21 protein-coding genes and 1 pseudogene are annotated in these 25,637 nt (G+C 60.5%); 12 read left to right on the top strand and 10 right to left on the bottom strand.

What is annotated here, in order from left to right:
• Window positions 1-69 precede the first annotated feature (69 nt).
• From K5K95_RS08825 to K5K95_RS08795, 8 genes and pseudogenes are all read right to left on the bottom strand, one after another.
• Complete coding sequence (locus K5K95_RS08825) at window positions 70-1,200, bottom strand: glycosyltransferase family 4 protein (protein WP_222589134.1); 1,131 nt, start codon at window positions 1,198-1,200, stop codon at window positions 70-72.
• Window positions 1,201-2,331 (bottom strand): glycosyltransferase family 4 protein, encoded by a 1,131-nt coding sequence (locus K5K95_RS08820; protein WP_222589133.1) that lies wholly within the window; start codon window positions 2,329-2,331, stop codon window positions 1,201-1,203.
• A complete protein-coding gene (locus K5K95_RS08815; protein WP_222589132.1) occupies window positions 2,315-3,679 on the bottom strand; it encodes a glycosyltransferase family 4 protein in 1,365 nt (454 codons plus the stop codon). The genes K5K95_RS08820 and K5K95_RS08815 overlap by 17 nt, the downstream gene beginning before the upstream one ends.
• A pseudogene (locus tag K5K95_RS33535) lies at window positions 3,676-3,792 on the bottom strand (hypothetical protein); the annotation flags it as partial. The pseudogene K5K95_RS33535 and the gene K5K95_RS08815, both read right to left, overlap by 4 nt.
• A gap of 2 nt (window positions 3,793-3,794) precedes the next feature.
• Entirely contained in the window at window positions 3,795-5,237 is a 1,443-nt protein-coding gene (locus tag K5K95_RS08810) for a mannose-1-phosphate guanylyltransferase/mannose-6-phosphate isomerase (RefSeq protein ID WP_222589131.1), read from the bottom strand.
• 3 nt (window positions 5,238-5,240) lie between these two features.
• Window positions 5,241-6,212, bottom strand: coding sequence for a GDP-mannose 4,6-dehydratase (gene gmd, locus K5K95_RS08805; RefSeq protein ID WP_109626923.1), 972 nt, complete (start codon window positions 6,210-6,212; stop codon window positions 5,241-5,243).
• Complete coding sequence (locus K5K95_RS08800; RefSeq protein ID WP_222589130.1) at window positions 6,209-7,123, bottom strand: GDP-mannose 4,6-dehydratase; 915 nt, start codon at window positions 7,121-7,123, stop codon at window positions 6,209-6,211. The genes gmd and K5K95_RS08800 overlap by 4 nt, the downstream gene beginning before the upstream one ends.
• Before the next feature lie 216 nt (window positions 7,124-7,339).
• The gene (locus K5K95_RS08795; protein WP_222590505.1) at window positions 7,340-7,555 is read right to left on the bottom strand and encodes a hypothetical protein; all 216 of its coding nucleotides are present in this window, start codon (window positions 7,553-7,555) and stop codon (window positions 7,340-7,342) included.
• On the opposite strand from K5K95_RS08795, the gene K5K95_RS08790 reads away from it, so the two are divergent.
• Genes K5K95_RS08790 through K5K95_RS08760 form a run of 7 tightly spaced genes read left to right on the top strand, consistent with a single transcriptional unit; the run spans window position 7,554 to window position 16,629 of the window.
• Window positions 7,554-9,119 (top strand): glycosyltransferase, encoded by a 1,566-nt coding sequence (locus K5K95_RS08790; protein ID WP_261398141.1) that lies wholly within the window; start codon window positions 7,554-7,556, stop codon window positions 9,117-9,119. The genes K5K95_RS08795 and K5K95_RS08790 overlap by 2 nt on opposite strands.
• On the top strand, window positions 9,113-10,408 hold the full coding sequence (locus K5K95_RS08785) for a glycosyltransferase (RefSeq protein WP_222589128.1): 1,296 nt from the start codon (window positions 9,113-9,115) through the stop codon (window positions 10,406-10,408). The genes K5K95_RS08790 and K5K95_RS08785 overlap by 7 nt, the downstream gene beginning before the upstream one ends.
• A complete protein-coding gene (locus K5K95_RS08780; protein WP_222589127.1) occupies window positions 10,405-11,292 on the top strand; it encodes a class I SAM-dependent methyltransferase in 888 nt (295 codons plus the stop codon). Before K5K95_RS08785 ends, K5K95_RS08780 begins: the two co-directional genes overlap by 4 nt.
• Window positions 11,289-12,446, top strand: a complete 1,158-nt coding sequence (locus K5K95_RS08775; protein ID WP_222589126.1) for an acyltransferase family protein — start codon at window positions 11,289-11,291, stop codon at window positions 12,444-12,446. The genes K5K95_RS08780 and K5K95_RS08775 overlap by 4 nt, the downstream gene beginning before the upstream one ends.
• Window positions 12,440-13,258: a class I SAM-dependent methyltransferase gene (locus K5K95_RS08770; RefSeq protein WP_222589125.1), complete on the top strand. Its 819-nt coding sequence runs from the start codon at window positions 12,440-12,442 to the stop codon at window positions 13,256-13,258. The genes K5K95_RS08775 and K5K95_RS08770 overlap by 7 nt, the downstream gene beginning before the upstream one ends.
• 55 nt (window positions 13,259-13,313) lie before the next feature.
• Complete coding sequence (locus K5K95_RS08765) at window positions 13,314-14,507, top strand: DUF3142 domain-containing protein (RefSeq protein ID WP_222589124.1); 1,194 nt, start codon at window positions 13,314-13,316, stop codon at window positions 14,505-14,507.
• Window positions 14,494-16,629 carry a hypothetical protein gene (locus tag K5K95_RS08760; protein ID WP_222589123.1) on the top strand — a complete coding sequence of 712 codons (2,136 nt, stop codon included), beginning with the start codon at window positions 14,494-14,496 and terminating at the stop codon, window positions 16,627-16,629. Before K5K95_RS08765 ends, K5K95_RS08760 begins: the two co-directional genes overlap by 14 nt.
• Before the next feature lie 3 nt (window positions 16,630-16,632).
• On the opposite strand, the gene K5K95_RS08755 is transcribed toward K5K95_RS08760, so the two are convergent.
• A complete protein-coding gene (locus K5K95_RS08755) occupies window positions 16,633-17,262 on the bottom strand; it encodes a LysE family translocator (protein ID WP_222589122.1) in 630 nt (209 codons plus the stop codon).
• A gap of 145 nt (window positions 17,263-17,407) precedes the next feature.
• Between K5K95_RS08755 and K5K95_RS08750 the strand changes: the two genes are divergently transcribed.
• Entirely contained in the window at window positions 17,408-17,881 is a 474-nt protein-coding gene (locus tag K5K95_RS08750; RefSeq protein WP_208670780.1) for an Lrp/AsnC family transcriptional regulator, read from the top strand.
• Between the two features lie 145 nt (window positions 17,882-18,026).
• On the opposite strand, the gene lpdA is transcribed toward K5K95_RS08750, so the two are convergent.
• The gene (lpdA, locus tag K5K95_RS08745; RefSeq protein ID WP_222589121.1) at window positions 18,027-19,427 is read right to left on the bottom strand and encodes a dihydrolipoyl dehydrogenase; all 1,401 of its coding nucleotides are present in this window, start codon (window positions 19,425-19,427) and stop codon (window positions 18,027-18,029) included.
• 212 nt (window positions 19,428-19,639) lie between these two features.
• Here lpdA and hflK (K5K95_RS08740) point away from each other — a divergent pair, with 212 nt between their 5' ends.
• From hflK (K5K95_RS08740) to K5K95_RS08725, 4 genes are read left to right on the top strand one after another with little or no spacing between them, the layout of a single operon-like run.
• Window positions 19,640-21,601, top strand: a complete 1,962-nt coding sequence (hflK, locus tag K5K95_RS08740; protein ID WP_222589120.1) for a protease modulator HflK — start codon at window positions 19,640-19,642, stop codon at window positions 21,599-21,601.
• Window positions 21,598-22,638 carry a protease modulator HflC gene (gene hflC / locus K5K95_RS08735; RefSeq protein WP_222589119.1) on the top strand — a complete coding sequence of 347 codons (1,041 nt, stop codon included), beginning with the start codon at window positions 21,598-21,600 and terminating at the stop codon, window positions 22,636-22,638. The genes hflK (K5K95_RS08740) and hflC overlap by 4 nt, the downstream gene beginning before the upstream one ends.
• The gene (gene hflK / locus K5K95_RS08730) at window positions 22,635-23,693 is read left to right on the top strand and encodes a protease modulator HflK (RefSeq protein ID WP_222589118.1); all 1,059 of its coding nucleotides are present in this window, start codon (window positions 22,635-22,637) and stop codon (window positions 23,691-23,693) included. The genes hflC and hflK (K5K95_RS08730) overlap by 4 nt, the downstream gene beginning before the upstream one ends.
• Window positions 23,690-25,597 carry a cation-translocating P-type ATPase gene (locus tag K5K95_RS08725; RefSeq protein WP_222589117.1) on the top strand — a complete coding sequence of 636 codons (1,908 nt, stop codon included), beginning with the start codon at window positions 23,690-23,692 and terminating at the stop codon, window positions 25,595-25,597. The genes hflK (K5K95_RS08730) and K5K95_RS08725 overlap by 4 nt, the downstream gene beginning before the upstream one ends.
• Window positions 25,598-25,637: the final 40 nt, after the last annotated feature.

Genomic DNA, 25,637 nt, shown 5'->3' with positions numbered 1-25,637 from the left:
GCGGAGTGTCATTCAGCATTGATGTTGACTGAACCACCGCCTTCGCGAGCAAGCCCGCTCCCACATCAGTTACGCGTAGGACAGGGATTTTTCTTCCAGTAGTTCCTCGTACAACTCGGTCCACTTGCGGCCCATTTCGTCGGCGGTGAATAACTGCCGATAACGCGCCTCAGCCTTCGCGCCCATTTGCGCTGCTCGTGCCGGGTTTTCCCACAGCGTGCGCATGGCTTCACGGAAGGCAAGCGGTTGACTCGGTGGGACCACCAGCCCGGTTTCGTTGTGGATATTGATGTAGCTGGTGCCGGTGCCGATTTCGCTGGAGATCATCGGTTTGCCATACATCGCGCCTTCGAGCAGCGAGATGCCGAACGCTTCAGAGCGTAGATGCGAAGGAAACACGATGGCGTAGCTCAGTTGCAGCAGCGCCACTTTGTCTTCATCACCCAGGCGCCCGAGGAAGTGAATATTGCGCAAACCCAAGGCCGCTGCCTGTGCATGCAGCTCCAATTCCAGTGGGCCTGCTCCCACAATGACCACTGGGTAATCCAGGTCTTTGAGCGCATCGAGCAGGATGTGCAAACCCTTGTAGTAGCGCATCACGCCCACAAACAGGAAAAACTTATCCCCAACCGTTTGCCGCCAATGAGCCATGCGCTCGCTGTCGGGCTGTGGATAACCTGCCTTGTTCAGGCCATAGGGGATAACCCGGGTCTTGGCCTGGAACTGTTGCAATACATCGCTGGTGTGCAAGTAGTTGGGCGAGGCGGCGACGATCCGGTCGGCGCTTGCCAGGAACCGGTTCATCAGAGGCCGATAAAGCTTGAGCAGGTGCTTCTGGCGAATGATGTCCGAGTGGTACGTCACTACGCTGGGTTTCTTGATGCCGCTGGCGAAGTGCACCAGGTCCATGAACGGCCAGGGGAAGTGGTAATTGACCACGTCGGCTTCAGCGGCCATTTCGCGAAACTGCTTGAAGACGCTCCAGGAAAACCCCGTGGAAGCAAACTGAATATCGAGTTTGGCCCGGTGAACCTCGTGTTGCCCGAGTCGAACCACCGGCGGTGTGGGATCGGCACTGAGTGTCAGTACCTGGCTTTCAACGCCATGCTGGGCACCGCTTTCGCAGAGCTGGAAGATGACTTGCTCGATGCCGCCAACGGAGTCAGGCAGGTACGTCTTGAAAAAATGGAGTACTCGCATTCAACCTCCTAATGCCTGGCGATAGGCGCTGGCCGTGATAGTGGCGCAGCGCTCCCAGGTAAAAAGCCTTGCCTGTTGCAATCCGGCTTCCCGGCATGCCTGCCAATGCACTCGATCGTCGATCAGACGGATCATTGCCTCGCGCAAGCCGTCGGGATCGTCAGCTTCAATATAGTTGCCCGCAGCCCCTGCCACTTCCGGCATGGCCGAACGTCGGGTGAGGATTACCGGCGTGCCGCTGGCCATCGCTTCCAGAACCGGTAAGCCAAAGCCTTCGTAAAGCGACGGAAAAATCAGCGCCCGGGCGCCGGCCAACAGCTGCGCGACTTGCTCGTCGGGCAGGTAACCCAGCAGGCAGACATTCCCGGTGGCGAGCGCCCGCTGCAGTTCTTCGCTGAACTGGTCGTGCTGCCAACCGGCCATGCCAACAATCAGCAGCGGAAAACGCTGGCGGATTGCCTCGGGCAACCTTGCATGGGCGAGCAGGGCCAGTGTCAGGTTCTTGCGTGGCTCCAGGGTGCCGACGCAGAGGAAATACTCCCGCGCCTCGACGCCATGAGCCTTGAGCACCGCGTCGATGGCCTCCGGCTCGCGGGGGTGAAAACGCGACGCCACGCCCAATGGCGCAACGACAAACCGTTCTGCTGGCAAGCCGAAGTGCTGTTGAGCTTCGTCAGCGATGTACTGCGAGTCGGTGAGAATCAGGCTCGCCCGCTGCACCCCGTCGGCGAGTCGCCGTTCGATCTCTCGCAAGCGCGCGGGCGGTTGCGTCTCGGGGTAGTGCAGGTGGGTCAGGTCATGCAAGGTGATGACCGTCGGGCCGTCGAACGACAGTGGCCACAAACTTGGTTCGTGGTAGAGGTCGATGGTTTGCGTGCTCCCCTGATCGAAGCGTTTCTGTTCCAGCCAGCGGCGGGCTTGGTAGGCCCCGGGAATCCTGCGCAGCAACGGCGTCAGCCGTGAATAGCCCGGCATGGCTGCCTCAGGGAGTACGGAACTCCAGCCCCAGCCGTGGAACAGTGCCAGCTCGACTTCGGGTTCAGCGGCGAGGGCGCCAGCCAGTTCAGCAACGTAATGGCCTATGCCGGTGCGCGGGCCCTGGAGGATCCTGGCGTTAAGGGCAATTCGCATGTTGCCTCTCTGGCACGGCCGGTTCTTGCAGATTGCGCAAGGTGCGTTCGGCCAGTTGTGCACTGGCTTCACGCCAGCCGATCCACTGCCAATCCGCGACGTTGCGCGCGGCCGGAAATTGCCCGGAGCGTTCGAACTCCATGACCAGGTCCGCCAGGCTTTGTGGCTCGGCCAGATCAAAGTACGCCATGAACTCGCCGCCGATTTCACGGAAGATCGGAATGTCACTGCCCATGGCCGGCAAACCGCGTTGCATGGCTTCGACCAGAGGCAGACCGAAACCTTCGACCCAGGATGGAAACACCAGCGCGCTGGCGTGGGAATAGGCGTGTTCGAGACTTGTGTCGCTCAGGTCGTTGAACATGAACAGGCGTTTGTTCAGTTCGGCGTGATTGCGCACGCGGGCGAGCAGGACGTCGCATTTCCAGCCGATACGCCCGGCGATGCACAGCCGTGCGCTGGAACCGGATGCCCAGGCGCGCTCAAAAGCGTCGAGCAGGTAATCGTGGTTTTTGCGTGGCTCGATGGTGCTGACCATCAGAAACACCGGTTCTTGTGTTTCGAACAGCCGTGCCAGGCGCGGCTCGACCACGGCGCTGACTTCGCTCAGGTCCAGTTCGGAACCGAGGTGAAAATAGTCGAACCACAGTCTGTCGGTTTTGGCTGGGCCCAGGCGTCGCTGCACTTCTTCACGCACCTGATCGCGCACCGTGGCGGAGATCGCCACATAGCCGTCGGCGATTTGGGTAATCCAGTTGAACCACTCGGTGAAAACCTGCACCAGCCGCGTGTCATAGAACTGCGGATGTGTCAGCGGAATGAGGTCGTAGATCACCGAAACGATGCCCACGCCTTCGCGTTTGAGCTGTTCGGCGAACGGGAAAAAATCGCTGTGCCAGGAGGAGTCGAGCAACACCAACTGATCGCCCGCCTGATGCTGCAAGGGCGAGCAACGTTTGGGCAGTTGATATTGGTTGATGCCCTCGATCAGACGCAATGGAATGCTGAAACAGGAGATCGCCGTGACGCGGTAGGCCACGTGTAGCAAGCGCTTGATCACTCGCGAGTTGCTGCGGTTGTGCAAGTGTTGGTGCATTTGCCAGAAACGATGAGCGAGCCGTCCGAGGCGCCCGCCAAAGGTCATCAGCCCATCGTAAAACGGAATGTTCAATGCGCCCAGTTTCAGCACTCGATAGAGTTTGCCGTTGAGCATCACCACTGGGATGCACTCCACACCGTCGACACTCTTCGGCAGCTGATTGATGACGTTGCGCACCACTCGCTGAATGCCCGAATTGACTTTGGGGTGCTGGAACACGTGGGTGCATTCCACCAGAAGACGCGTCATGGCCTGCCCTCCGAAACAATTGATTCGGCAGAGTGGGTGATGGAGGTTTTCGCCCCCGGCCACGAGCAACCGACGAAGTCTTCATGGCGGTTGTTGATCACATGGAACACCAAGGTCAAACCGTCCTGCCGTATTGGTCTTCGAAGCGAACGATATCGTCCTCTCCCAGGTATTCGCCGCTTTGCACTTCAATGATCACCAGATCGATCACGCCCGGGTTTTCCAGGCGATGCTTGTGACCGGCGGCAATGAAAGTGGATTCGTTCTTGGCCACCAGATGGGTGCCGGTGCCGTTGTTGGTCACCTTGGCCATGCCTTCGACGACCACCCAGTGTTCATTGCGGTGGTGGTGCATTTGCAGCGACAGCTTGCCGCCGGGCTTGACCACGATGCGCTTGATCTTGAAGCGCGGGCCTTCCTCGAGCACGGTGTAGGTGCCCCAAGGCCGACTGACCGTGCGGTGCAGGCGATAGGCCTCGTGTTTCTTGTCCTTGAGCTGCTTGGCGACCCGGCGCACATCCTGCGCGCGATCGGCGTGGGCGACCAGCACCGCGTCGGCGGTGTCGATGATGATCAAGTTATCCACACCCACCGTTGCCACCAGCCGGTCTTCGCACTGGACAAAGTTGTTGTGGCTGTCGATGAACACCGCATCGCCGCTGGCGCGGTTGTTTTGCGCATCCGCCGGCACCAGCGCGGCCACCGCGCCCCAGGAGCCAATATCGCTCCAGTCGAATCCGGCGGGCACCACGACCACCTTCTCGGAGCGTTCCATCAAGGCGTAGTCGATGGAAATGTCGGTGATCTCGGCGAACAGCTCCGGGGATAATTCCTGCTGCAGACACCCAACCGTTTCCACCGGGGCACTGGCTGCCATGCAGGTTCGCGTCTGCTCAAGCAGTTCGGGGGCGTGCAGTTGCAACTCGGCCAGCACCGTGGCGACCGAGAAGCAGAACATGCCCGAGTTCCACAGGAATTTGCCGCTTTCCAGATAATGCGTAGCGGTTTGCAGGTCAGGTTTTTCGACGAAGCGTTGCACCTTGGCCGCGCCTTTTTCGTCCAGTGCCGCGCCGGTTTCGATGTAGCCGAAACCGGTCTCCGGGGCAGTCGGCACCACGCCAAACGTCACCAGGAAACCATCCTTGGCCAGCGCCACGGCGTGGTCAACGGCTGATTTCAACGCATCTTCATTGCGGATCAAATGGTCGGCAGGCATGACCACCATGATCGCTTCGTCGCCGTGCAATGCTTGTAGCGACAGGGCGGCGGCTGCGATGGCCGGGGCCGTGTTACGGCCAGTCGGCTCAAGCAGGAAGTGTCCGCGATGACGATTGAGCTGCGCCTCCTGATAGTGATCCTTGCTCTGAAAGTAGTACTCACGATTCGTCACCGTGACGATATCGCCCCAGCCATCAAGCAGCCCGGCCGCACGCCGATACGTCTTGCCCAGCAGCGACTGGCCGTCGGGCAATGTCATGAACGGCTTGGGGTGCCCTTCGCGGGACACCGGCCACAAACGAGTCCCGGCGCCGCCGGAAAGGATCACTGGAATCAGCATGGCCTACTCCTTGGCGACGCGTTTCATGTCCGCGTCCATCATCATGCGGATCAAGGTATCCAGATCTGTTTTTGGCTTCCAGCCCAGTACGCGCTGGGCTTTGGCCGGGTTGCCGAGCAGCACTTCGACCTCGGCCGGGCGGAAGAACGCCGGGTCGATTTTCACGAAGTCGCGGTAGTTGAGGCCAACGTGGTCGAAGGCAATGCGGCACATTTCGCGCACGGTGGTGGTTACGCCCGTGGCGACCACGAAGTCGTCAGGCTTGTCCTGTTGCAGCATCAACCACATGGCTTCGACGTAGTCGCCGGCAAAACCCCAGTCACGTTTGGCGTCGATGTTGCCCAGGCTTAATTCCTGTTGTTTGCCTTGCTTGATGCGGGCAGCGGCGTCGGTCACTTTGCGGGTGACGAACTCGATGCCGCGCAGCGGTGATTCATGGTTGAACAAGATCCCGCTGCTGGCGTGGAGGTTGAAGCTTTCGCGGTAGTTGACGGTGATCCAGTGGCCGTACAACTTGGCCACGCCGTAAGGGCTGCGCGGGTAGAACGGGGTGTTTTCGTCTTGTTGCTCGGCCTGGATCAAGCCGAACATTTCGCTGGTCGAGGCTTGGTAAAAACGCGTGTGCGGGCTGAACTGGCGGATGGCTTCGAGCAAGTGGGTCACGCCCAGCCCGTCGACAATACCGGTGGTGACCGGTTGATCCCAGGAGGCGGCGACAAAGCTTTGTGCGGCCAGGTTGTAGATTTCGTCCGGGGCGGATTTGATCACCGCGCGTTGCACGGAGCAGGCGTCGGCCATGTCACCGTCCAGATAAACGATGTCGCCCTCGACGCCCATTTCTCGCAAGCGCCAGCGCGCATCGCTGCTGCGACGAGCGACTAGACCGTGGACTTTGTAGCCCTTGTCGAGCAGTAGTTTGGCCAGATAGGCGCCGTCTTGGCCGGTGATCCCTGTGATCAGTGCACTTTTAGTCATTCTTGTCGTACTCGCTTCTCCCAGTCGGACAGGATCGCCCGCAGGGATTGTTGTGTTGTGATTTCAGGCGTCCATCCTGTGGTCTGGGTCAGCTTGGCAGAGCTGCCACAAACGCGACGCTGATCCGCGCGGCGAAGACGCGCAGGATCCTGAATCAGTTGCATGTCGACCTGGGCGAGGTCGCCTAGTTGTTCGATCAAACTGCGAATGCTCTGCTCGCGCCCCGAGCAGATGTTGTAGACCTGTCCCGCCACGCCCTTTTCCAGCAACACCAGGTAAGCCGAAATAACGTCGCCCACGTCCAGGAAATCGCGGGTGACATCGATGTCACCGACTTCCAGTTGTGGCGCTTGCAGGCCTAGCTTGATGCGGCTGATCTGCCGCGCGGCGCTAGCGATGACGAAGCTGTCTTTCTGGCCCGTGCCGATGTGATTGAACGGGCGCGCGACCATTACCGGCCAGCCTTCGCTCAAGCCCCATTGCAGGCTCAGGAATTCGGCCGAAAGTTTACTCACGGCATAAGGATTGCGCGGGCAGGGTGGCTGGCGTTCGGTGATCGGCAGCTCTGATTCGGCAACCTGACCGTAGACGTCGCCGGAGCTGACATAGAGAAAGGTGCCATTGAAACCGCGTGCCTTGAGCGCTTGAAGCAGGTTCAAGGTGCCGAGCAGGTTGATGTTCAGCGTGCGTGCCGGATCACGAAAGGCTTCGGGGACAAAGGTCTGGCCGGCCAGGTGAATGACCGCGTCGGGCATCTCGGGCCACAGCCCTTCGAGGCTGTTTGGCTGGCTCAGGTCGTACCGCGATGCAACAGTCAGAAGTTCCCATTCCGAGGCATCAGCCTTCAGGCGAGATTGGAGGTGTTGTCCTACGAATCCACTCAGACCCGTAACGAACAGACGCTTTTTCAAACAGTCGCCCCTTGGTCATAAAACTTCGTCCATTCCCCACAGGCTATGTGGAGATGTCTGACAGACCGGGTGGATTGCTTGGTCGAAAGACAGGCGAAATATGTTGTTGTAGTTGTTTGGTAGCCAATCTGTGCCAATTGCTCGGCAATTTCAACAGGTCCCACCGTGACCGGTCAGTTCTCGTTAGCGTAGCCCGATTTATTCTCGTCGGGCGGTTCACGAATCCTCGATGGATGTGTTTAGAATGCCCCTCGTCACGATTACCCAGGGTTCGGTCGGGTTGTTTTCAAACCCCGCGAAACGGGCCATTAAAACAAGAACGTAGACGGGCAAGAAGACGATGGACGACGACCGGTAAACGCCGGGTCGATCCGTGGTTTTGCCGTCATAGAGTGAGGCTGCCGGGATGGCGGTTTCATCGTGGGGTGCCATGAATTTCATTCTTTACTCGGACGTCAACGACAGCTCGATCAGCCAGAGCCTCGGTCGTCCCGAATACAGTTACTACTTCGTGCTTAAGGCCTATCGCCCTGTGCTGGAAAGCCTTGGGCGGGTGCATGTGGTGTCCTCCACCGCCGAGGTCGATCCCCTCTATCGACAATTGCTGGCCGCCGGCGAAGACAGCCTGTTCCTGTCATTCACCCCACCGCAGAAAACCCCGAACGACCTTGAGTGCCCGACGATCTGCGTGGTGGCCTGGGAGTTTGACTCGATTCCCGATGAGCAATGGGACAACGACCCGCGCCAGGACTGGACGCAAATGCTGGCGCGCCAGGGGCGCGTCATCACGCTTTCCAGCCACACGGCCCGGGCGATTCGTCGGGCCATGGGCGACGATTTCCCTGTGTTGGTTTTGCCGACCCCGTTGTGGGAAAACTTCGCGGGCATTCGTAGCCGTCACACCAGTCATCCGGTGAATGCCGGCTCGACCCTGGACATCAAGGGCTGCATTTTCGACACACGCGCGCTCGCGCTGTCTGCCGATGCGCTGATTCCCGTACCCCCGACCGCCGAGGAACTGGCGGCGCTGGAGGCTTTGAAGCCGCCACCGCTGACGCTCAAACGCCGTTTTGTCATTGCCCGTCACTACTTGCACATGTGGCGCCTGGACAAGGGCAAAACGCTGCCGACCCCGGTGCATCGCACGCAGCTCTTGAGCAATTGGTATTGGGAGGGTATTCGCGACTTGCTGTCGGACGCCGCTCATGCGCGCCTTGCCCAATACCTGCCGGCCATCGCTGGCCCGCAGACAATCGCAGCGCACGAGCCGCAACCACGCCAGTGGCCGGACACGACTTCCCAGGTCGAAACCCGGGTTGATGGCGTGGTCTACGCCACCGTGTTCAACCCTCGTGACGGTCGTAAAAACTGGCATCAATTGATCACCGCTTTCTGCTGGGCCTTCCGCGAAACGGACGACGCCACGCTGGTGCTGAAGATCACCCAAAGCGACCTTTCGTCCTACTACGACGAGCTGATGACCTTGCTCGCGCAACTCTCGCCGTTCGCGTGCCGTGTGGTGGTGATGCACGGTTACCTGGATGATCCGCAATACGCCCGGCTCTATGAAGCCACCAGTTATTACGTCAACGCATCGCGCTGTGAAGGCCTGTGCCTGCCGCTGATGGAATTCATGGCCAGCGGCAAACCGGTGATCGCCCCGGACCACACCGCCATGGAGGATTACATCGATGAGCGCGTGGCGTTTGTGGTCAAGTCCAGCGAGGAGCTGACTATCTGGCCGCAAGACACCCGGATCATTTATCGCACGCTGCGTTATCGACCGGATTGGGGCTCGTTGAAAACGGCTTATGAAGCCAGCTACCGAATAGCCAAGGAGCAACCGCTTGAATACCAGCGGATGTCTCGCGATGCGGTCGAGCGCATGCACGATTACTGCGCCTTCGCCCCGGTGCAGGAACGCCTGGCGAATTTTTTCGGGCTGACGCCGCAGGCTCTGCCGAAAGCGACCGTGACGGATAACGCCTCATGCTGATCATCATTCATTCGGAAACCAACCAGTACACCATTACTCAAAACCTGGGTCGTTCGGAGTACAGCTATTACTTCGTGCTCAAGGAATATCGGCCCGTGCTGGAACGGCTGGGGCGAGTCGTGGAAGTCAGTGACCCGCAGACCGAAGTCGATGCCTTGTACCTCGACGCGCTGTCGCGTGGTGAAGACTGCGTGTTCCTGTCTTTTTCGCCGCCGCATCGCACACCCGTGCACCTCGCCTGTCCGACCTTGCCGGTGTTCGCGTGGGAATTCAGCACCATTCCCAACGAGCCCTTCGTCGGCGAGCCGCGCAATGACTGGCGCACCGTTTTGCGGGCGTGCGGCGCGGCGATTACTCATTCGAGCTACACCGTGAATGCCGTGCACGAGGCGATGGGTGCCGAGTATCCGATCGTCGCGGTGCCGGCACCGGTGTGGGATCGTTTCTCGGCGCGTGGCGCCCAGTTGCAGCGCCAGCCAACGGCGCATCAGGTTCGATTGACGATCAAAGGCCTGGTGGCGGACAGCCGCACCCTCGATTTGCGGGCCTTTGGGCCGGCGCAGCTGCGCGAGGGCGAAGGTATCGATTTTACGGCGCCACCGCTCGAGCATGAGGTGCTGCTCGACGGCGTGATCTACACCTCTGTGTTCAACCCGGGTGACGGGCGCAAGAACTGGGAAGACATGCTTAGCGCGTTCTGCGTGACCTTCCGTGAGGTCGAGGATGCAACGCTGGTGCTCAAACTGACCCACCATGATGCCGAAGAAGCGCTGTCCGACATCCTTCATCACTTGTACAAAAACCAGTCATATCGCTGCCGCATCGTGCTGATTCACGGCTACCTCGCGGATGCGGACTACGAGCAACTGGTGCAGGCGACCAGCTACGTGGTCAACACGTCCTACGGCGAAGGCCAATGCCTGCCGCTGATGGAATTCATGTCGTGTGGCAAACCGGCGGTGGCGCCCCGTACTACGGCAATGATCGACTACCTGGACGCCGACAATGCGTTCCTGATCGACTCGACCGAGGAGCTGACGGCCTGGCCTCACGATCCGCGCCGGGCGTTCCGTACCCTGCGCTACGTCACCGACTGGGCGTCGTTGTGCCGCGCTTATCGGGCGAGCTATGACGTTGCCAAAAACGATGCCGGGCGCTACGCACGGATGTCCGGGCATGCGGTGTCCAGCCTCGAAAAATTCTGCAGCCAGGCGACCGCCGAGCAACGTCTGAAAGGCTTTTTGTCCAAACTGTTCGAAACCCGCGCCGTGGAAACCCCTGAAGCATGATCCGCGCCCTGGCGAGACGTCTGTTTCCAGCGGCGAAACCCGAGCTGGAATCGGTGCCGGTGCCAGTGGAGCAGAGCCGTGTGTCGCCACGGGACGTGGGTTTGCACGACGCGGTGCTCGACGGTTGGTTTTTGGGCGACAGCGGTGAATTGCTCAAAGGTTTTGCCATCACCGCCGACGACACCCTGCTGGATGTCGGTTGCGGCGAAGGGGTTGCGACTTTGTTTGCGGTGCGTCAGGGCGCGTCGGTGATTTTCACCGACAGCGAGCACGACAAGGTCCGCGACCTGGCCCGGCAAGTGGATGCGCAGTCGGACAAGGGCAATCTCGGTCTGGTCAGCAACAGTTTGCCGCTGCCATTGGCCGACGGTTGCGCGAGCAAAGTGGTGTGCATGGAGGTGCTGGAGCACATCGATCAACCCGAGCCGTTCATGGCCGAACTGGTGCGCATGGGCCGACCGGGGGCGTTGTATCTGCTCAGCGTTCCAGCGCCGGTGGGCGAGCATCTGCAGAAGGGCATCGCCCCCGCGAGCTACTTTCAATCGCCCAATCACGTACAGATCTTTACTCCGGAACGCTTTGCCGCACTGGTCGAGGACGCCGGCCTGGTGATTGAGCATCGACAGGCCACCGGGTTTTTCTGGGTGATGGGCATGATTTTCTTCTGGGCCAGTGAACGGGCCGCCGGAAGGGATCTGGGTGGCGCGGTGCGCGACCGGATCCAGGCGCCGTATCCGCCACTGATGGAGAGCTGGGCGAAAACCTGGCAAGACCTGCTGGCGCAACCGAACGGTTTGGCGATCAAGCAGATGCTCGATCAGTTCATGCCCAAGAGCCAGGTGATCATTGCGCGCAAGCCTTTGGATGCCGGGAGGACGTCATGAGCAACGACAGACGGATCATGGACATCGAGTTGTTGCGCGGCATTGCGGTGCTCGGCGTGCTGTTCCATCACTTGCAAGACAGCCTGTTCGCGGCCCCGGTGCCTCTGTTGCAAGCGATCACCGCGCTGGGCCAGCCGTGGTGGGGCGTTGATCTGTTTTTCGCCATCTCCGGGTTCGTCATCGCACGCAGCCTGATCCCAGCGTTGCAAGGGTGCAGCACGCGCCAGGAATACTGGCAGCAAACACGCAATTTCTGGTTGCGACGGGCGTTTCGATTGTTGCCGTCGGCCTGGTTGTGGCTGGCGCTGATGTTGCTGGCCTGTCTGTTTCTCAATCGCTCCGGGGCGTTCGGTACGTTGCACGCCAACCTGCAAGCGACCCTGGCCGGGGTCGCGCAGTACGCCAACTTCCGCTTCGCCGACAGTTTCTTTCACTATGAGTACGGCACCAGTTTCGTCTACTGGAGCCTGTCGCTGGAGGAGCAGTTCTACCTGCTGTTTCCGCTGCTGATTCTGCTGTGCCGCAAGCATCTGGTCTGGGCCTTGCTGGCGCTGGTCGCGGTGCAGATATTCACCTTACGCACGCCGATCCTGATGGTGGTTCGCACCGATGCGCTGGCACTTGGCATCCTGTTGGCGATGTGGAGTGCGCAACCTTCATATCTGCGCTGGGAGCCTACTTTTTTACGCCGTCCCTTGGCCGGTCTTTCGGCGCTTATCGCGTTGTCGTTGGCGCTCAGTTTCATGGCGACGGACCGTTTCACCTTTACTAATTACCGCATCGGCGCGATTGCCTTGCTGTGCGCGGCGCTGGTCTGGATCGCTTCCTACAACCGTGATTATTTGATGCCGCGCGGTGTGTTCAAGAACGTGATGACCTGGGTGGGCAGTCGCTCCTACGGGATTTATCTGATCCACATTCCTGCGTATTTGCTGGTGCGAGAATTCACCTTTCGCTTGCAGGCTGTTGGTCTGCCCAGCCCGGGCGGTCACCCGATCCTGACGTTGCTGGTGGCTGGCGGGCTGATCGCCTTGCTCAGTGAACTCAACTACCGCTTTATCGAAATGCCCATGCGCAACCGCGGCGCGTCGCTGGTCAAACGCCTGGGCACGTCCCGAACAGCCGCCCAAACCTCTGGAGCTACCTCATGCTGAGCCTTTTGAAGAAACTCACGGCGGGTACGCCCGCTCCCGCACCTGCGGCGGACAAGGTCGAGAAGGTCGACCCTTACATGCTCGGCCTGCACGATGCGATGCTCAGCGGCTGGTTCAATCAGGAAACCGGTGAGCTGTTCACCGGGTTCCCGGTGAGGGCTGAGGACACGCTGCTGGACGTTGGCTGCGGTGACGGCGGTAACGTGCATTTCTGTGGCATGCGCGGGGCCAAAATCATCATCGCCGACATCGATGCGGCCAAGGTTGAAGCCACCCGCCAGCGTTTGAGCGACACGCCGGCGCGTGACATCGAATGCCATGTCACCGACTGCAACCCGCTGCCGATTGCCGATGCGACCGCTACCCGCGTGGTGTCCACCGAAGTCATCGAGCATGTCGACGATCCGGCGCAGTTCCTCGCCGAACTGGTCCGCGTTGGCAAACCGGGCGCGTTGTACTTGCTTAGCGTCCCGCACCCAAGCTCCGAAGACCTGCAAAAAGACATCGCCGCCCCGGAGTATTTCCAGAAGCCCAACCACATTCGCATCATCAGCGAAGAGCAGTTCAAGGCGATGGTCAGCGACGCCGGCCTGGAAGTGCTCAGCCATAGCCAGTACGGCTTTTACTGGTCGATGTGGATGCTGTTGTTCTGGGAAGCCAAGGTCGATTTCAGCAATGCCGATCACCCGTTGCTCAACCACTGGGCCGACACCTGGCAGGCTGTTCTGGCATCGCCCCGTGGCGCGCAGATCAAGCAGGCGCTGGACGCGGTCGTGGCGAAAAGTCAGGTGATCATCGCCCGCAAGCCCTAGCCCCCACGGGTTTTGTGTACCCTGCGACTTTGCGTTGGCAGGGACCCGGCATTTCATGTGTTTAATTCGTTTGGCGGTGGTGTTTGCCGCGTTGATGTGGCTCAACGGTTGCGAGCAAAAAACCGCACCGCCGCTCGATCAGCAACTCTACGTCTGGCAACGGCAATGGACGCCGGCCCATGACGCCGCGCTAAAGGACAGTCGCGCGGATTTTTCGACGTTGCGCGTGCTGGCGTTGCAGGCGTTTCCTGGGGCCGGTTGGAGCAGGGCGCGGATCAATCCGGCGCTGCTCAAACGCGATGGCCGACCGCTGATTGCGGTGATTCGCCTCGATGGCCAACTCAAGGCGCTGGATCAGGACGAGGTTACGGCGCAAATCCAGCAAGTGCTCGGCGATTGGCAAGGGCAGGGGCTGATTCTCTCTGGCGTGGAAATCGACCATGACGCGGGTAGCGCTCGGCTGCCGGCTTATCGGGAATTTCTGACGCATTTACGCGCGGTTATACCCGCCTCTGTACCGTTGAGTATTACCGCGCTGCCGGCCTGGATCGACAGCCCTGAGTTGCCGGCACTTCTGGCGACCGTCGACAGCAGCGTGTTGCAGGTGCATGCGGTCAGCGATCCGCGTCGTGGCTTGTTTGACGCGGTTCAGGCCGGGAAATGGGCCAAAGCCTGGAGCCGCATTACTTCGAAACCTTTTTATCTGGCGCTACCGGCCTATGGCGTGGCGTTGTTGCCCGGGGCCAGCGGTGCGCCGGTGGTGGAAAGTGAAGTGCCGGTCGAACGAGTCGGTAAACGCCGGGAATTGCTCGCGGACCCTGTGCAGCTGAGCAAGCTTGCCGCCGAGTTGCGCGCCGATCCACCCGCGCGTCTGGCCGGTTTGATCTGGTTTCGCCTGCCGCTGGCGGGGGATCGTCGTGCCTGGAGCCTGAACACGCTGGGTGCCGTTGCGCGCGGTGATGTGCTCGACAGTCACTTGAGTTTGAAACTCAGCGCACAGGATGGTCTCTATGACATCAGCGTCAGCAATCCAGGCAACCTCGACAGTGCCTGGCCCGAACGTGTGACGCTGGCGGTTCAGGGCTGTGATGGCGCTGATGCGCTGGCCGGTTATGCATTGCAACAAAGCCCGGATCTGCTTACCTTCACCCGCCAGCGCGAGGGCCGGCTACCGGCCGGCGGGCAACGCGGCATCGGTTGGGCACGCTGCACACACATTGATCAAGGAGGTTCGAATGTTCACCCGTAACTGGCCCCGCCATCTGCTTTGCCTGAGCCTCAGTCTGCCGCTGGGTTCGGCGCTGGCCTGTGGGCCGGACTTCCCGATGCGTTTGCTGGACAACCGCGCCCAGTCGCTGGCAGAGCTGCCGGAAGGCAACTTCCAGTTCGAGATCAATCGCCTCGGACATGCGATCGCCGGGCTGAAGAATGTCACGGCCGCCACCAACAATCCGTCCTCCGGCTACGGCGATGAGCCCAACTACGCCGATCAACGGGACCAGGCCGAGCAAGTCGCCTTGACGGTTGAACAGCAGGCGCTGGTCAAACAGTTGCGCACGCTGACCGATGCACATCAAGTCGAGGCTCAAGGCGCGAGCCTGCCGCCTGAGCACATGCTCTACCTGGCGGGCGCTGTGGCGTTTGGCGCGGGTGATCATGGGTTGGCCGCCGAGTACTTCCAGAAGGTGCTGGCATTGCCAGCGGATCAACGCCCGTTGCGCAGCACGTGGGCGGCCTACTCGCTGGGCCGTGCGCTGTTTGCCATGAGCGCCGAGACGGACGCAACGCCTGACCTGCTGGCGCAGTCGCGAAAGGCCTTCGAGCAGACCCGTCAACTGAGCATTGACGGCTTCAGCGACCCGCTGGAACTGGGTGTCGCCAGCCTCGGCGAGGAGGCCCGCGTGGCCCGGACGGCGGGCGACTGGAACAGCGCCGTCGAACTCTACGCCACACAAAACCTCCACGGTTCGGCGGTGGGCTACACCTCGCTCAAATTGTTGATGGCTGATCTGCTGGCATTGCCTGACGATCAACTGACCGAGCTGCTCAAAGGCAAACCGGTGCAGCAGATGGTCACGGCATCACTGATCAGCCGCTTGGGCTGGTCATTCGGTGATCAACCGCCAAATGAACAAAAATTGATCAAACTTCTGCAAAGCAGCACGCGCGGCAGCCTGGATAACGCTGACCGACTGGCGGCGATGAATTATCAACAGGGCGATTACGCCAGCGCCAAAGCGTTCCTTGAGCATGCCGGGGACGGCGGTCTGGCGTGGTGGCTGCGGGCGAAACTGGCGTTGCGCGAGGGCGATAAAAACGCGGCGGCTGCGGCGTATGCCAAGGCGGCCCAAGCCTTCCCGCAGAATGAGTCCTGGGGTGAGCGGCGCACGCCGGACTACGACTTTGAAAGCCTCCAACCCAAATGCCGGGTCGAGGGTGAAAGCGCAATTCTGTCGCTGCAACGCGGCGATTACCTGCAAGCGTTCGATCAGCTCTATCGTAGCCAAAGCATCTACTGGCTCGATGCCGCGACCGTTGCCGAGCGCGTGTTGACCGTCGATGAACTCAAGCACTACGTCGACACCCAGGTGCCAGCACCGCCACCGCTCAGCCAGCAGGACCGTGATAACTACGTGCCGTTGCCGGTGGCGGCGAAACTGCGCAATTTGCTTGGGCGGCGGTTGCTGCGTGAAGAGCGGTATGACGAGGCGCCGAAGTACTTCGACAGCGTGGAGTTACAACAAAAGGCGACGTGGTATGGGCAATTGCGCCACGATGCCGAATCGAAATGGTGGCCAACCAAGCGTGCATTTGCTTATTACTATGCTGCGACAGTGGCCCGTTTTGACGGAATGGAGCTGTTGGGTTACGAAATGTCACCGGATTACGCCACCTTTGGCGGCAATTACAGTCTGGAAACTCCCGAACTCAAGGTCGGCCCGCTGATGGCCCCGGGTGAAGTGCAGCGCCAGCAAGCCTCGTTGGCGCAACCAGATGAGCGTTTTCATTACCGCTTTGTAGCCACGGCCCTGGCGAGCAAAGCCGCTGATCACTTGCCCCATGGCAGCCAGGCGTTTGCTTCGGTGCTGTGCAAGGCTTCGTCGTGGGGCACCAGCCTGCAAGAGCAAAGCGCCTTCTACCGTCGCTATGTTGAGGAGGGCCCTTATGTGGTTTGGGCAGGTGATTTCGGGCATCAATGCCAAGAGCCGGACTTTCAAAGGGCCGATAAACGGTACGTGACCCAGGTTACCGACGCCGCGCGCTCGGCGTTGCGCCCCTACAAAAAGCCATTGCAGATTGGCGGTGTGATAGCGGTAACGGCAGCGGCGCTGGTGGTGATCAGTCGGCGCCGCCGTCGTAAAGCGCAGTAAGGATCAAGCCTGTTGAACAAAGGTCAGCCGCACGGCGAAACCAATCAACAGGCTGCCGAACAACCACTGTTGCAGGCGCTGAGCCGACGGGCTGCGTTGCAGCCAGCGCCCCAGTGCGGCTCCGGCCAAGGCGTAGGCGCTGTCGAACAGCAAACCGACGCTGACCAGGATCACGCCCAACACCGCAAATTGTGCGAGTACCGGCCCGGCACTGGGGTTGATGAACTGCGGCAGCAATACCGAGCAGAACAGCAGCGCTTTAGGGTTGAGCAGGTTGGTCAGCAAACCTCTTTGGATCGCGTCACGCCAACGTGATTTCTCGGTGGTTGTGTCTGCACTGTTCAGGCTCGGCAGCATCGTGGTTCGCAGACATTGGATGCCGATCCACAGTAAATACGCAGCCCCCGCCAGACGCACCACATCGAAGGTCCACGGCGCGGCTTTGAACAACGCCGCCAACCCCAAGGCAGCCAACGCCACATGACAACCACGGGCAATGCCCAGGCCCACCGCCGTCGCCAACGCCGCGCCTTTACCCTGCCGGGCGCCGGTCTGTAGCAGCAGAATCATGTCGGGCCCCGGCAACAAATACACCACCACCAGCGCCATGAAAAACAGCCAGAGCCCCGCCATGTTGCACCCCATTCGTTGTCGATTTGGTAGCGCCAGTCTAGGGCTCAAGGGTGGGGCAGGTGCTTGCGTTGTGCGCTTCTAAAGCCTCGATATTTGGCATAACCTGCCACTTTGAGGTGTGCAAGCCATCAGGATCTGCCAAACAGTGAAACTAGACGCCTACGACCGCAAAATTCTCGCCGCGCTGCAACGGGACGGCCGCTTGAGCAATGTGCAACTGGCGGAGGAGATCGGTTTGTCTGCCTCGCCGTGTTTGCGTCGGGTGCGAATGCTGGAAGAAGCCGGGGTGATTCGCGGCTATCAGGCCAATCTGGATCGTGACGAGGTGGGGCTTGGGCTGACGGTGTTTGTCGGGGTCAAGGTCGAACGCCACAACGATGAGCAGGCAGAAGCCTTTCGCCTGGCGGTGACGGCGCTGCCTGAGGTGATTTCGGCGTTTCTGGTGTCAGGAGAATCGGATTTTCTGCTGCAAGTGGTGGTGCCGGATTTGCGCGGGTATGACCGGTTTCTCACCGAGCGACTGCTGAAGTTGCCGGGGGTGAGTGACATCCGCAGCAACTTTGCGATTCATACGGTGAAGACGCCAGGGGCGTTGCCGTTGGGGCATTTGCCAACTTAAAATTGCGTTGCCGCTATATCCGATCGTTCCCACGCTCTGCGTGGGAATGCAGCCCGTGACGCTCCGCGTCACATCAAGAGCCGAACGCAGAGCGTCCGTAGAGGCATTCCCACGCAGAGCGTGGGAACGATCATCTGCAGGCTTCTTACATCTGCGTCGCCATCCCCTCCACATTCATCGCTGCCTGACGCAACGCCTCGGACCGTGTCGGATGCGGATGGCAGGTCAGCGCAATGTCTTCAGCTGACGCGCTGAACTCCATCGCCACGCAATACTCGCCGATCATTTCACTGACACTCGGTCCCACCAGATGCACGCCGAGAATCTCATCCGTGCGCTCATCGGCCAGCACTTTGGCGAAGCCTTCGGTCTCGTGGTTGATCTTTGCCCGGCTGTTGGCGGTGAAGGGGAACTTGCCGACCTTGTACGCGCGACCTTCAGCCTTGAGCTGCTCTTCCGTCTTGCCGACGCTCGCCAGCTCAGGCCTGGTGTAGATGACGTTGGGAATCAGGTCGTAGTTGACCTCGCCAGCCTTGCCGACGATCTGCTCGACGCAGGCCATGGCTTCATCCTCGGCCTTGTGGGCAAGCATCGGCCCGGAAGTGACATCGCCGATCACCCACACGCCCGCCGCTTCGGTGCGATGGCCCTTGTTGGCCAACATGCCGCGCTTGTCAGTGGTGAGACCGACGTTTTCCAGCCCGAGGCCTTCGGTGTAAGGCCGCCGGCCGATGGCTACCAGCACGTAATCGGCCTCAATCGTTTCGGCTGCACCGCCGGCAGCGGGTTCGACATTGAGTTGAACGCCGCTTGCCGATGGGGTGGCGCGGGTGACTTTCGAGCTCAGCTTGAAACTGATGCCCTGTTTGCTCAGCGAGCGCTGCAGGGTTTTGCCCGCCTCTGCATCCACGCCAGGGCAGATACGATCGAGAAATTCGACTACGGTCACTTGGGCACCCAGGCGCCGCCACACCGAACCCAGTTCCAGGCCAATCACGCCGGCACCGATCACCACCAGGTGCTTCGGCACTTCAGCCAGAGACAGCGCACCGGTGGAATCGAGGATACGCTTGTTATCGATCTCGACGCCGGGCAGGGGAGTGGGCTCGGAACCGGTGGCGATGATGATGTCCTTGGCGCTCAGCTCGGTCTTGGCGCCCTGGTTGTCAGTCACGGTCACTTTGCCTGGCCCGTCGATATGGCCCCAGCCTTTGATCCAGTCAACCTTGTTTTTGCGAAACAGAAATTCGATGCCCTTGGTCAGCCCGGCGACGCTTTCATCCTTCTGCTTCATCATCTGGGCGAGGTTGAGGGTCGGTTTGACCTCAATCCCCAGGTTGGCGAATTCACTGCCCATGGCCGCGTCATAGAGCTCCGAGGCATGCAAAAGCGCCTTGGAGGGCATGCAGCCGACGTTCAGGCAGGTGCCGCCGAGGGTCGCGCGGCCTTCGACGCACGCCGCCTTCAATCCCAACTGACCGGCACGAATCGCTGCGTTATAACCACCGGGACCACCGCCCAGAATCACGACGTCGTAGGTGTTCATGGATGCACTCCTGGAAGGGGAATCGGGCTGGATAAAATAGTCTTTGAATAAAATTACGAGCGTAATATGTGCGTTTCCGGCTATTTCGGTCAAGGCTTCAGGCAAGCGACAGGTCGTGCGTTTTTAGATAAAGCGATTTAGCACATAAATTTCACCACTTTCGTTATATCGTAACGAATTGCGATGTGATCAATGATAAGCAATGGGGTGGTATGCAAGTCGATCTCGAAGTCGATGGGACGCCGGTAGCAGGGCTGCCGCGCTTTCAGCAGGCGGTTTTTCAAGGACGGCGATTGCGCCAGTTCGCCATTGGCCTGAGTGCCTTGGCGGCAGTTGGTTTAGCGTTGGCGTTTTTTGTCGGGCTGTTTGCACCGTTGTCGCTGTGGGCCGCATTGCTGGTCAGTCAGAGCGCTGGCTTGCTGGTGCTGATCGCCGGTCTGCAATCGGCCTGGTGGGTGACGCAGTGGCGGGCGTGGGCCATGAACCCAACATTGCCGGTCGTGGTGGAGGTTGACGACGCCGTTGCCCCTGAAGGCTGGTATGAGCGGCTGCTGGACGGCCTCGGTCAGCGTTCGGCGCGCCTGCTGAGTCAGGTCGGTGCGCCGACACTCTGGCTCGGCGGCTGGGCGTTGTTGACGTTGTACAGCCTCAGCCAGTTCTGGAACCTGGCATTGCCTCCCGGCCCGCTGGATGTATCGGCGAGCATTGGCGCCGCGCTGTCTTTGTTGCTGGCGTTTGGTTTGCTGGTGTTGGAGCGCCAACTGGCTCAGGAAAATGTGGCTGAGTGGCCCGAGGCAGCGCCGTTGGCGCAGATGAGCCGGGTCGCGATCATTTGCCTGGTGCTCGGCGCCTTGTGTTTGTTGTTCGCCAGCGAAGCATCGGTTTGGCCAGTGCGTCTGGCCGTTTTGATCGGCTTGCTGCCGGGACTGGTCGCGGTCGAGTTGCTGCTGCGCGCGGTGCTGTCGTTGTTCAGTCCTCGTCGTGAATCCCTTGAGCCGGGTTTATTGGCGCGAAGTTTTGTCGCCGACCTGCTGCGTTGGCCGCCGCAACCCTTGCTGGCGTTGCAACACGAACTGCACAACCGCTTTGGCATCGACCTGCGGCAGATTTGGGCTTTCACCTACATGCGCCGGGCGTTTCTTCCGGTGTTGGCAGTGGTGGCAATCGTGGGCTGGTTGCTGACCGGTATTCACGAAATTCCCCTCCAAGGACGAGGTATTTACGAGCGCTTCGGCAAACCGGTAGACGTGTTCGGCCCCGGTTTGCACGCCGGTTTACCGTGGCCGTTGGGTCGAGTGCTGAGCGTTGAAAATGGCGTGGTTCACGAACTGGCGACCAGCGTTGGCGATGCCTCGGCACCGCTGGTGACCGATCCTGCTGAAGGTCCGCCGCCAGCAACAGCCAATCGGTTGTGGGACGCCAGCCATGTGAACGATAAATCCCAGGTCATTGCCAGCAGCCGTGGCGACAAGCAGAGCTTTCAGATCGTCAATATGGACGTGCGCTTCGTCTATCGCATCGGCCTGACTGACCAAGCCGCGTTGGCCGCGACCTACAAAAGCACCGATGTGCCGACACTGATCCGCAGTACCGCCAGCCGCATTCTGGTTCATGACTTCGCCTCACGAACCCTCGACGGTTTGCTCGGTGAGGACCGGGTAGGGCTGGCCGAGGAGATTGGTCGGGCGGTACAGGCGGACCTGCAAAAACTCGACAGCGGTGTGGAAATTCTGGCCACCGTAGTCGAAGCGATTCATCCGCCAGCGGGCGCCGCCAACGCCTATCACGGTGTTCAGGCGGCGCAGATTGGCGCTCAGGCATTGATCTCCCGCGAGCGCGGTGCGGCAGCAGAGGCGACCAATCAGGCGCAACTGCAAGCCAGTATCGCTCGCGATCAAGCGACCGCCAGTGCGCGCGAAATCAATTCCACCGCTCAGGCGGCGGATTTGAAATTCACTGCCGAGCAGAAGGCGTATGCCAGTGCGGGCCAGGCTTTTGTGCTGGAGCAGTATTTCAGCCAGCTGACTCAGGGCCTGGCCAATGCCAGGTTGCTGGTGCTCGATCATCGTCTGGGCGGCAGCAGCAATGCGCCGACCATCGACCTACGTACTTTCACGCTGCCGGCTGATCCTGCGTCGCCGCGTTCCAGCGTTCAACCAGGAGCTGCCCATTGAGCCCGTCGCACACCCACGATCACGATGACCACGCCGGCCACGATCAAGGCCATGGCGGGCATCACCACGGCCACCATCATCACCATCACGGTGATCCCGAAGAAGCGGGGCCATTCCCATGGCGGCGCATGGGGTGGGCGGCGTTGCTGGTGGCGTTCGCCATCGCCGCCGCGAGCCTCGTCCAAGTTCGGTCAGGTGAGGCGACGGTGATCACACGCTTCGGCAATCCTTCGCGGGTGTTGCTGGAACCAGGACTCGGCTGGCGCTGGCCTGCACCTTTTGAAGCCGCCATTCCTGTCGATCTGCGGCTGCGCACGACTTCCAGCGGTTTGCAGGATGTCGGCACGCGCGACGGCTTGCGCATCATTGTTCAGGCTTATGTGGCGTGGCAGGTTCAGGGCGATCCCGATAACGTGCAGCGTTTTATGCGCGCAGTGCAAAATCAGCCGGACGAAGCGGCGCGGCAGATTCGTACCTTTGTAGGCTCCGCTCTGGAAACTACAGCGAGCAGTTTCGATCTGGCGAACCTGGTGAATACCGACGCCAACCAGGTCCACATCGCCGATTTCGAGGCGCAGTTGCGTCAACAGATCGATCAACAATTACTCACCACTTATGGCGTTCGGGTGCTGCAAGTGGGTATCGAACGCTTGACCTTGCCGTCGGTGACGCTCACCGCCACCGTTGACCGCATGCGCGCCGAGCGTGAAACAATTGCGACCGAACGGACTGCCATCGGCAAACGTGAAGCGGCGCAAATTCGCTCCGCCGCCGAGCGTGACGCGCGAATCGTACAAGCAGATGCAACGGTGAAAGCGGCTGACATCGAAGCCCAATCCCGCGTCGAAGCGGCGCAGATTTACGGGCGCGCCTACGCCGGCTCACCTCAGCTTTACAACTTGCTGCGCTCGCTCGACACGTTAGGCACGATCGTTACGCCGGGGACCAAACTGATTTTGCGCACCGATGCCGCGCCTTTTCGGGTGTTGGTTGATGGGCCGCCGACCCTCGATATCAAACCCGGGTCGCAGCCATGAAATTAGTTCCACGTGGAACACATGAGTTAAGTAGCCCATGGATTCAGGCTGGACGATTGGCTTTTCTCGCGCTTTATGCGGTGACTGTTCTGGCTGCGTTGGCGTGGGCGTTTTCCAATGTGCGGCAAATCGATCCGCAAAATCGCGCAGCGGTTCTGCATTTTGGCGCCCTGGATCGCATCCAGAACGCCGGCCTGCTGTTGGCTTGGCCGCGACCTTTTGAGCAAGTGATTCTGTTGCCGGCAGCAGATCGGGTGATCGAACGACGGGTGGAAAATCTTCTTCGCAGCGATGCAGCGTTGCAGGGAGATCGAGTGGCGTCGTTCGCGACCCCCTTGAGCGATGCGCTCGCAGGCTCTGGTTATTTGCTGACTGGAGACGCCGGCGTGGTGCAACTCGATGTACGGGTTTTCTACAAGGTCACTGAACCTTACGCCTTTGTGCTTCAAGGTGAGCATGTGCTGCCGGCACTCGATCGACTGGTCACTCGCAGCGCCGTTGCGCTGACGGCTGCCCGGGACCTGGACACGATCCTGGTGGCTCGCCCGGAACTGATCGGCACGGATACTCAATCGGCCGAACGCCGCGAACGTCTGCGGGGTGATTTGGTGCAGGGCATCAATCAACGCCTGGCCGAGCTTAAAGCGACAGGGCAGGGCATCGGCATCGAAGTTGCGCGCGTGGACGTGCAGTCGAGCCTGCCAGGCCCTGCGGTAAACGCCTTCAACGCCGTGCTGACCGCCAGCCAACAGGCCGACAAAGCCGTTGCCAATGCGCGTACCGAAGCCGAGAAGCTGACTCAGACCGCCAATGAGCAAGGTGATCGAACGCTGCAAGTCGCCCATGCCCAAGCGAGCGAACGACTGGCAAAAGCCTCTGCCGATACCGCCACTGTGTTGAGCCTGGCCAAGGCGCAACAACAGGGCACCGACCCGCAAATGTTGCTACGAATTTACCGTGAGCGCATGCCGAAAATTCTCGGCCAGGCCGGCTCGGTGACAACGGTCAATCCGAAAGACGATTCGCGCCTGATCATTCAGGGAGCCGCACAATGACTGCCCAAACCACCGCGCCGAGCCTGTTGTCCTCGGCTGAACAACGCAGCGCCGCGCGTCAATTGACCTTGGCCATGCTTGCACTGGGCTTGCTCAGTCTCGGGCTGATCTGGCGTTGGTTGTCGCCACAGCAGACCGGTGTCAGCCAATTGTTGTTGGGCTTCGCTTCGCTACTGGTGGCTGTGCCGGTGATGCGCTCGGCGTGGTACAGCTTGCGTTATCCAAGCCTGCACGGAATCACCGATCAACTGATCGCTCTCGCCATGTTGGGTGCCTGGGCCACGGGAGATTTGCTGACCGCCGCCTTACTGCCAATCATCATGATCTTTGGCCACGTGTTGGAGGAGCGCAGCGTCATCGGTTCTCAGGAAGCGATCCGTGCCCTCGGCAAACTGACCCGCAGCCATGCCCGCAAGATTCAGGCAGACGGTTCGATACTCGAAGTCGACAACGGCACACTCAAGGCCGGCGACATCGTGGAAGTGCGTGCGGGCGATCGAGTGCCGGCCGACGGTCGAGTGTTGTCGGGACAGGCGAGCCTCGACACCGCATCGATTACCGGTGAGTCCGTTCCGATAGAGGCGGGTGTCGGCATGCAGGTCTTCGGCGGAGCGATCAATCTCGACGGCCTGTTGCGGATCGAAGTGACGCGCACCGGCAACGAATCGACCTTGGGCAAAGTCATCGCGCTGATGCAAAGCGCCGAGCGGTCCAAGCCACCGATCACCCGTCTGCTCGAACGCTATGCCGGCAGCTACATGGTGTTGGTGTTGTTGTTAGCGGCAGTGACCTGGTTTGTCACCAACGATGCCCAGGCGATGCTCGCGGTGTTGGTGGCGGCGTGTCCTTGTGCATTGGTGTTGTCGGCGCCCGCCACGGCGATTGCTGGTGTCGCGGTCGCGGCACGTCACGGGATACTGATCCGCAGTTCGGCGTTCCTTGAGGAGTTGGCTGACCTCACCTCACTGGTGGTCGACAAGACCGGAACGCTGACGTTTGGCACGTTGCGGTTGCAGTCCATCGACAGTCCTTTGGTGGACCGCAGCCATGTCATGAAGCTCGCCGCGAGCCTTGGTTCGGCCAGCAGTCATCCAGTCAGTCGCGCGCTTGCCGGGTTGGTCACGCAGGAACATTTTCTGCTGCTGTCGGACATTCACGAACGTCAGGGTTTGGGCGTAGTGGCGATGACAGAGCAGGGCGAAGCGGCACTCGGTCGCCCGGAGTTGTTTGCGCAATTGGGCATCGTCACGTCGGCGGTTCCCGAACACGATGGCCCGATTGCCGGCTTGGCGCTCAACGGTGAATTCCTTGCCTGGCTGTTGCTCGCCGACAGTGTCAAACCTGAGGCTCGATTTGCCTTGAGCGAGTTGCGAGAGTTGGGCTTGGGTCGTCAGTTGTTGCTCACCGGTGATCGGCAAAGTGTCGCGCACACGCTGGCTCGTGATGTCGGCATCAGCGATGTCGAAGCGCAAGCCTTGCCTGAGGACAAACTCAATCGTGTGCTGACGGAAATCGAAAACGGTTTCCGGCCTATGGTGGTGGGCGATGGCATCAACGACTCGCTGGCACTCAAGGCCGGTGTCGTCGGTGTGGCCATGGGTGCTGGCGGTGCGGACATCGCGCTGGCCTCTGCCGATATCGTGCTGATCGGCAGCGACCTGCGTCGGCTCGGCACTTGTGTGCGGTTGAGTCGCCAGTGTCGGCAGACGTTGCAGGTCAACGTCATCATCGGTCTGGGCTGGACCCTGGCGATTGTTGCCTTCGCGGCATTCGGCTGGCTCGGTGCCGCCGGCGCCATGATCGCCGCATTGCTGCATAACCTCAGCACGTTGCTGGTGCTCGGTAATGCCGGACGATTGCTGCGTTTTCAAGAGCCACTGCTGAAGTTGGAGGAGGCGCCTTAGGCGCCCCGAAAACTTTTTTCGTTCCTCTGTAACGCCGTTG

This window comes from Pseudomonas sp. DR48 (assembly GCF_019823085.1).
In the GTDB taxonomy this organism is placed as follows: Bacteria; Pseudomonadota; Gammaproteobacteria; order Pseudomonadales; family Pseudomonadaceae; genus Aquipseudomonas.
This window is presented reverse-complemented; position numbering and strand designations above follow the sequence as displayed.

Bases quoted from the DNA above. Each gene is read 5' to 3' on its own strand.
- K5K95_RS08825 (WP_222589134.1), bottom strand. From the start codon at position 1,200: ATGCGAGTACTCCATTTTTTCAAGACGTACCTGCCTGACTCCGTTGGC.
- K5K95_RS08820 (WP_222589133.1), bottom strand. From the start codon at position 2,331: ATGCGAATTGCCCTTAACGCCAGGATCCTCCAGGGCCCGCGCACCGGC.
- K5K95_RS08815 (WP_222589132.1), bottom strand. From the start codon at position 3,679: ATGACGCGTCTTCTGGTGGAATGCACCCACGTGTTCCAGCACCCCAAA.
- K5K95_RS08810 (WP_222589131.1), bottom strand. From the start codon at position 5,237: ATGCTGATTCCAGTGATCCTTTCCGGCGGCGCCGGGACTCGTTTGTGG.
- gmd (WP_109626923.1), bottom strand. From the start codon at position 6,212: ATGACTAAAAGTGCACTGATCACAGGGATCACCGGCCAAGACGGCGCC.
- K5K95_RS08790 (WP_261398141.1), top strand. From the start codon at position 7,554: ATGAATTTCATTCTTTACTCGGACGTCAACGACAGCTCGATCAGCCAG.
- K5K95_RS08795 (WP_222590505.1), bottom strand. From the start codon at position 7,555: ATGGCACCCCACGATGAAACCGCCATCCCGGCAGCCTCACTCTATGAC.
- K5K95_RS08785 (WP_222589128.1), top strand. From the start codon at position 9,113: ATGCTGATCATCATTCATTCGGAAACCAACCAGTACACCATTACTCAA.
- K5K95_RS08780 (WP_222589127.1), top strand. From the start codon at position 10,405: ATGATCCGCGCCCTGGCGAGACGTCTGTTTCCAGCGGCGAAACCCGAG.
- K5K95_RS08775 (WP_222589126.1), top strand. From the start codon at position 11,289: ATGAGCAACGACAGACGGATCATGGACATCGAGTTGTTGCGCGGCATT.
- K5K95_RS08770 (WP_222589125.1), top strand. From the start codon at position 12,440: ATGCTGAGCCTTTTGAAGAAACTCACGGCGGGTACGCCCGCTCCCGCA.
- K5K95_RS08765 (WP_222589124.1), top strand. From the start codon at position 13,314: ATGTGTTTAATTCGTTTGGCGGTGGTGTTTGCCGCGTTGATGTGGCTC.
- K5K95_RS08760 (WP_222589123.1), top strand. From the start codon at position 14,494: ATGTTCACCCGTAACTGGCCCCGCCATCTGCTTTGCCTGAGCCTCAGT.
- K5K95_RS08755 (WP_222589122.1), bottom strand. From the start codon at position 17,262: ATGGCGGGGCTCTGGCTGTTTTTCATGGCGCTGGTGGTGGTGTATTTG.
- lpdA (WP_222589121.1), bottom strand. From the start codon at position 19,427: ATGAACACCTACGACGTCGTGATTCTGGGCGGTGGTCCCGGTGGTTAT.
- hflK (WP_222589120.1), top strand. From the start codon at position 19,640: ATGCAAGTCGATCTCGAAGTCGATGGGACGCCGGTAGCAGGGCTGCCG.
- hflK (WP_222589118.1), top strand. From the start codon at position 22,635: ATGAAATTAGTTCCACGTGGAACACATGAGTTAAGTAGCCCATGGATT.
- K5K95_RS08725 (WP_222589117.1), top strand. From the start codon at position 23,690: ATGACTGCCCAAACCACCGCGCCGAGCCTGTTGTCCTCGGCTGAACAA.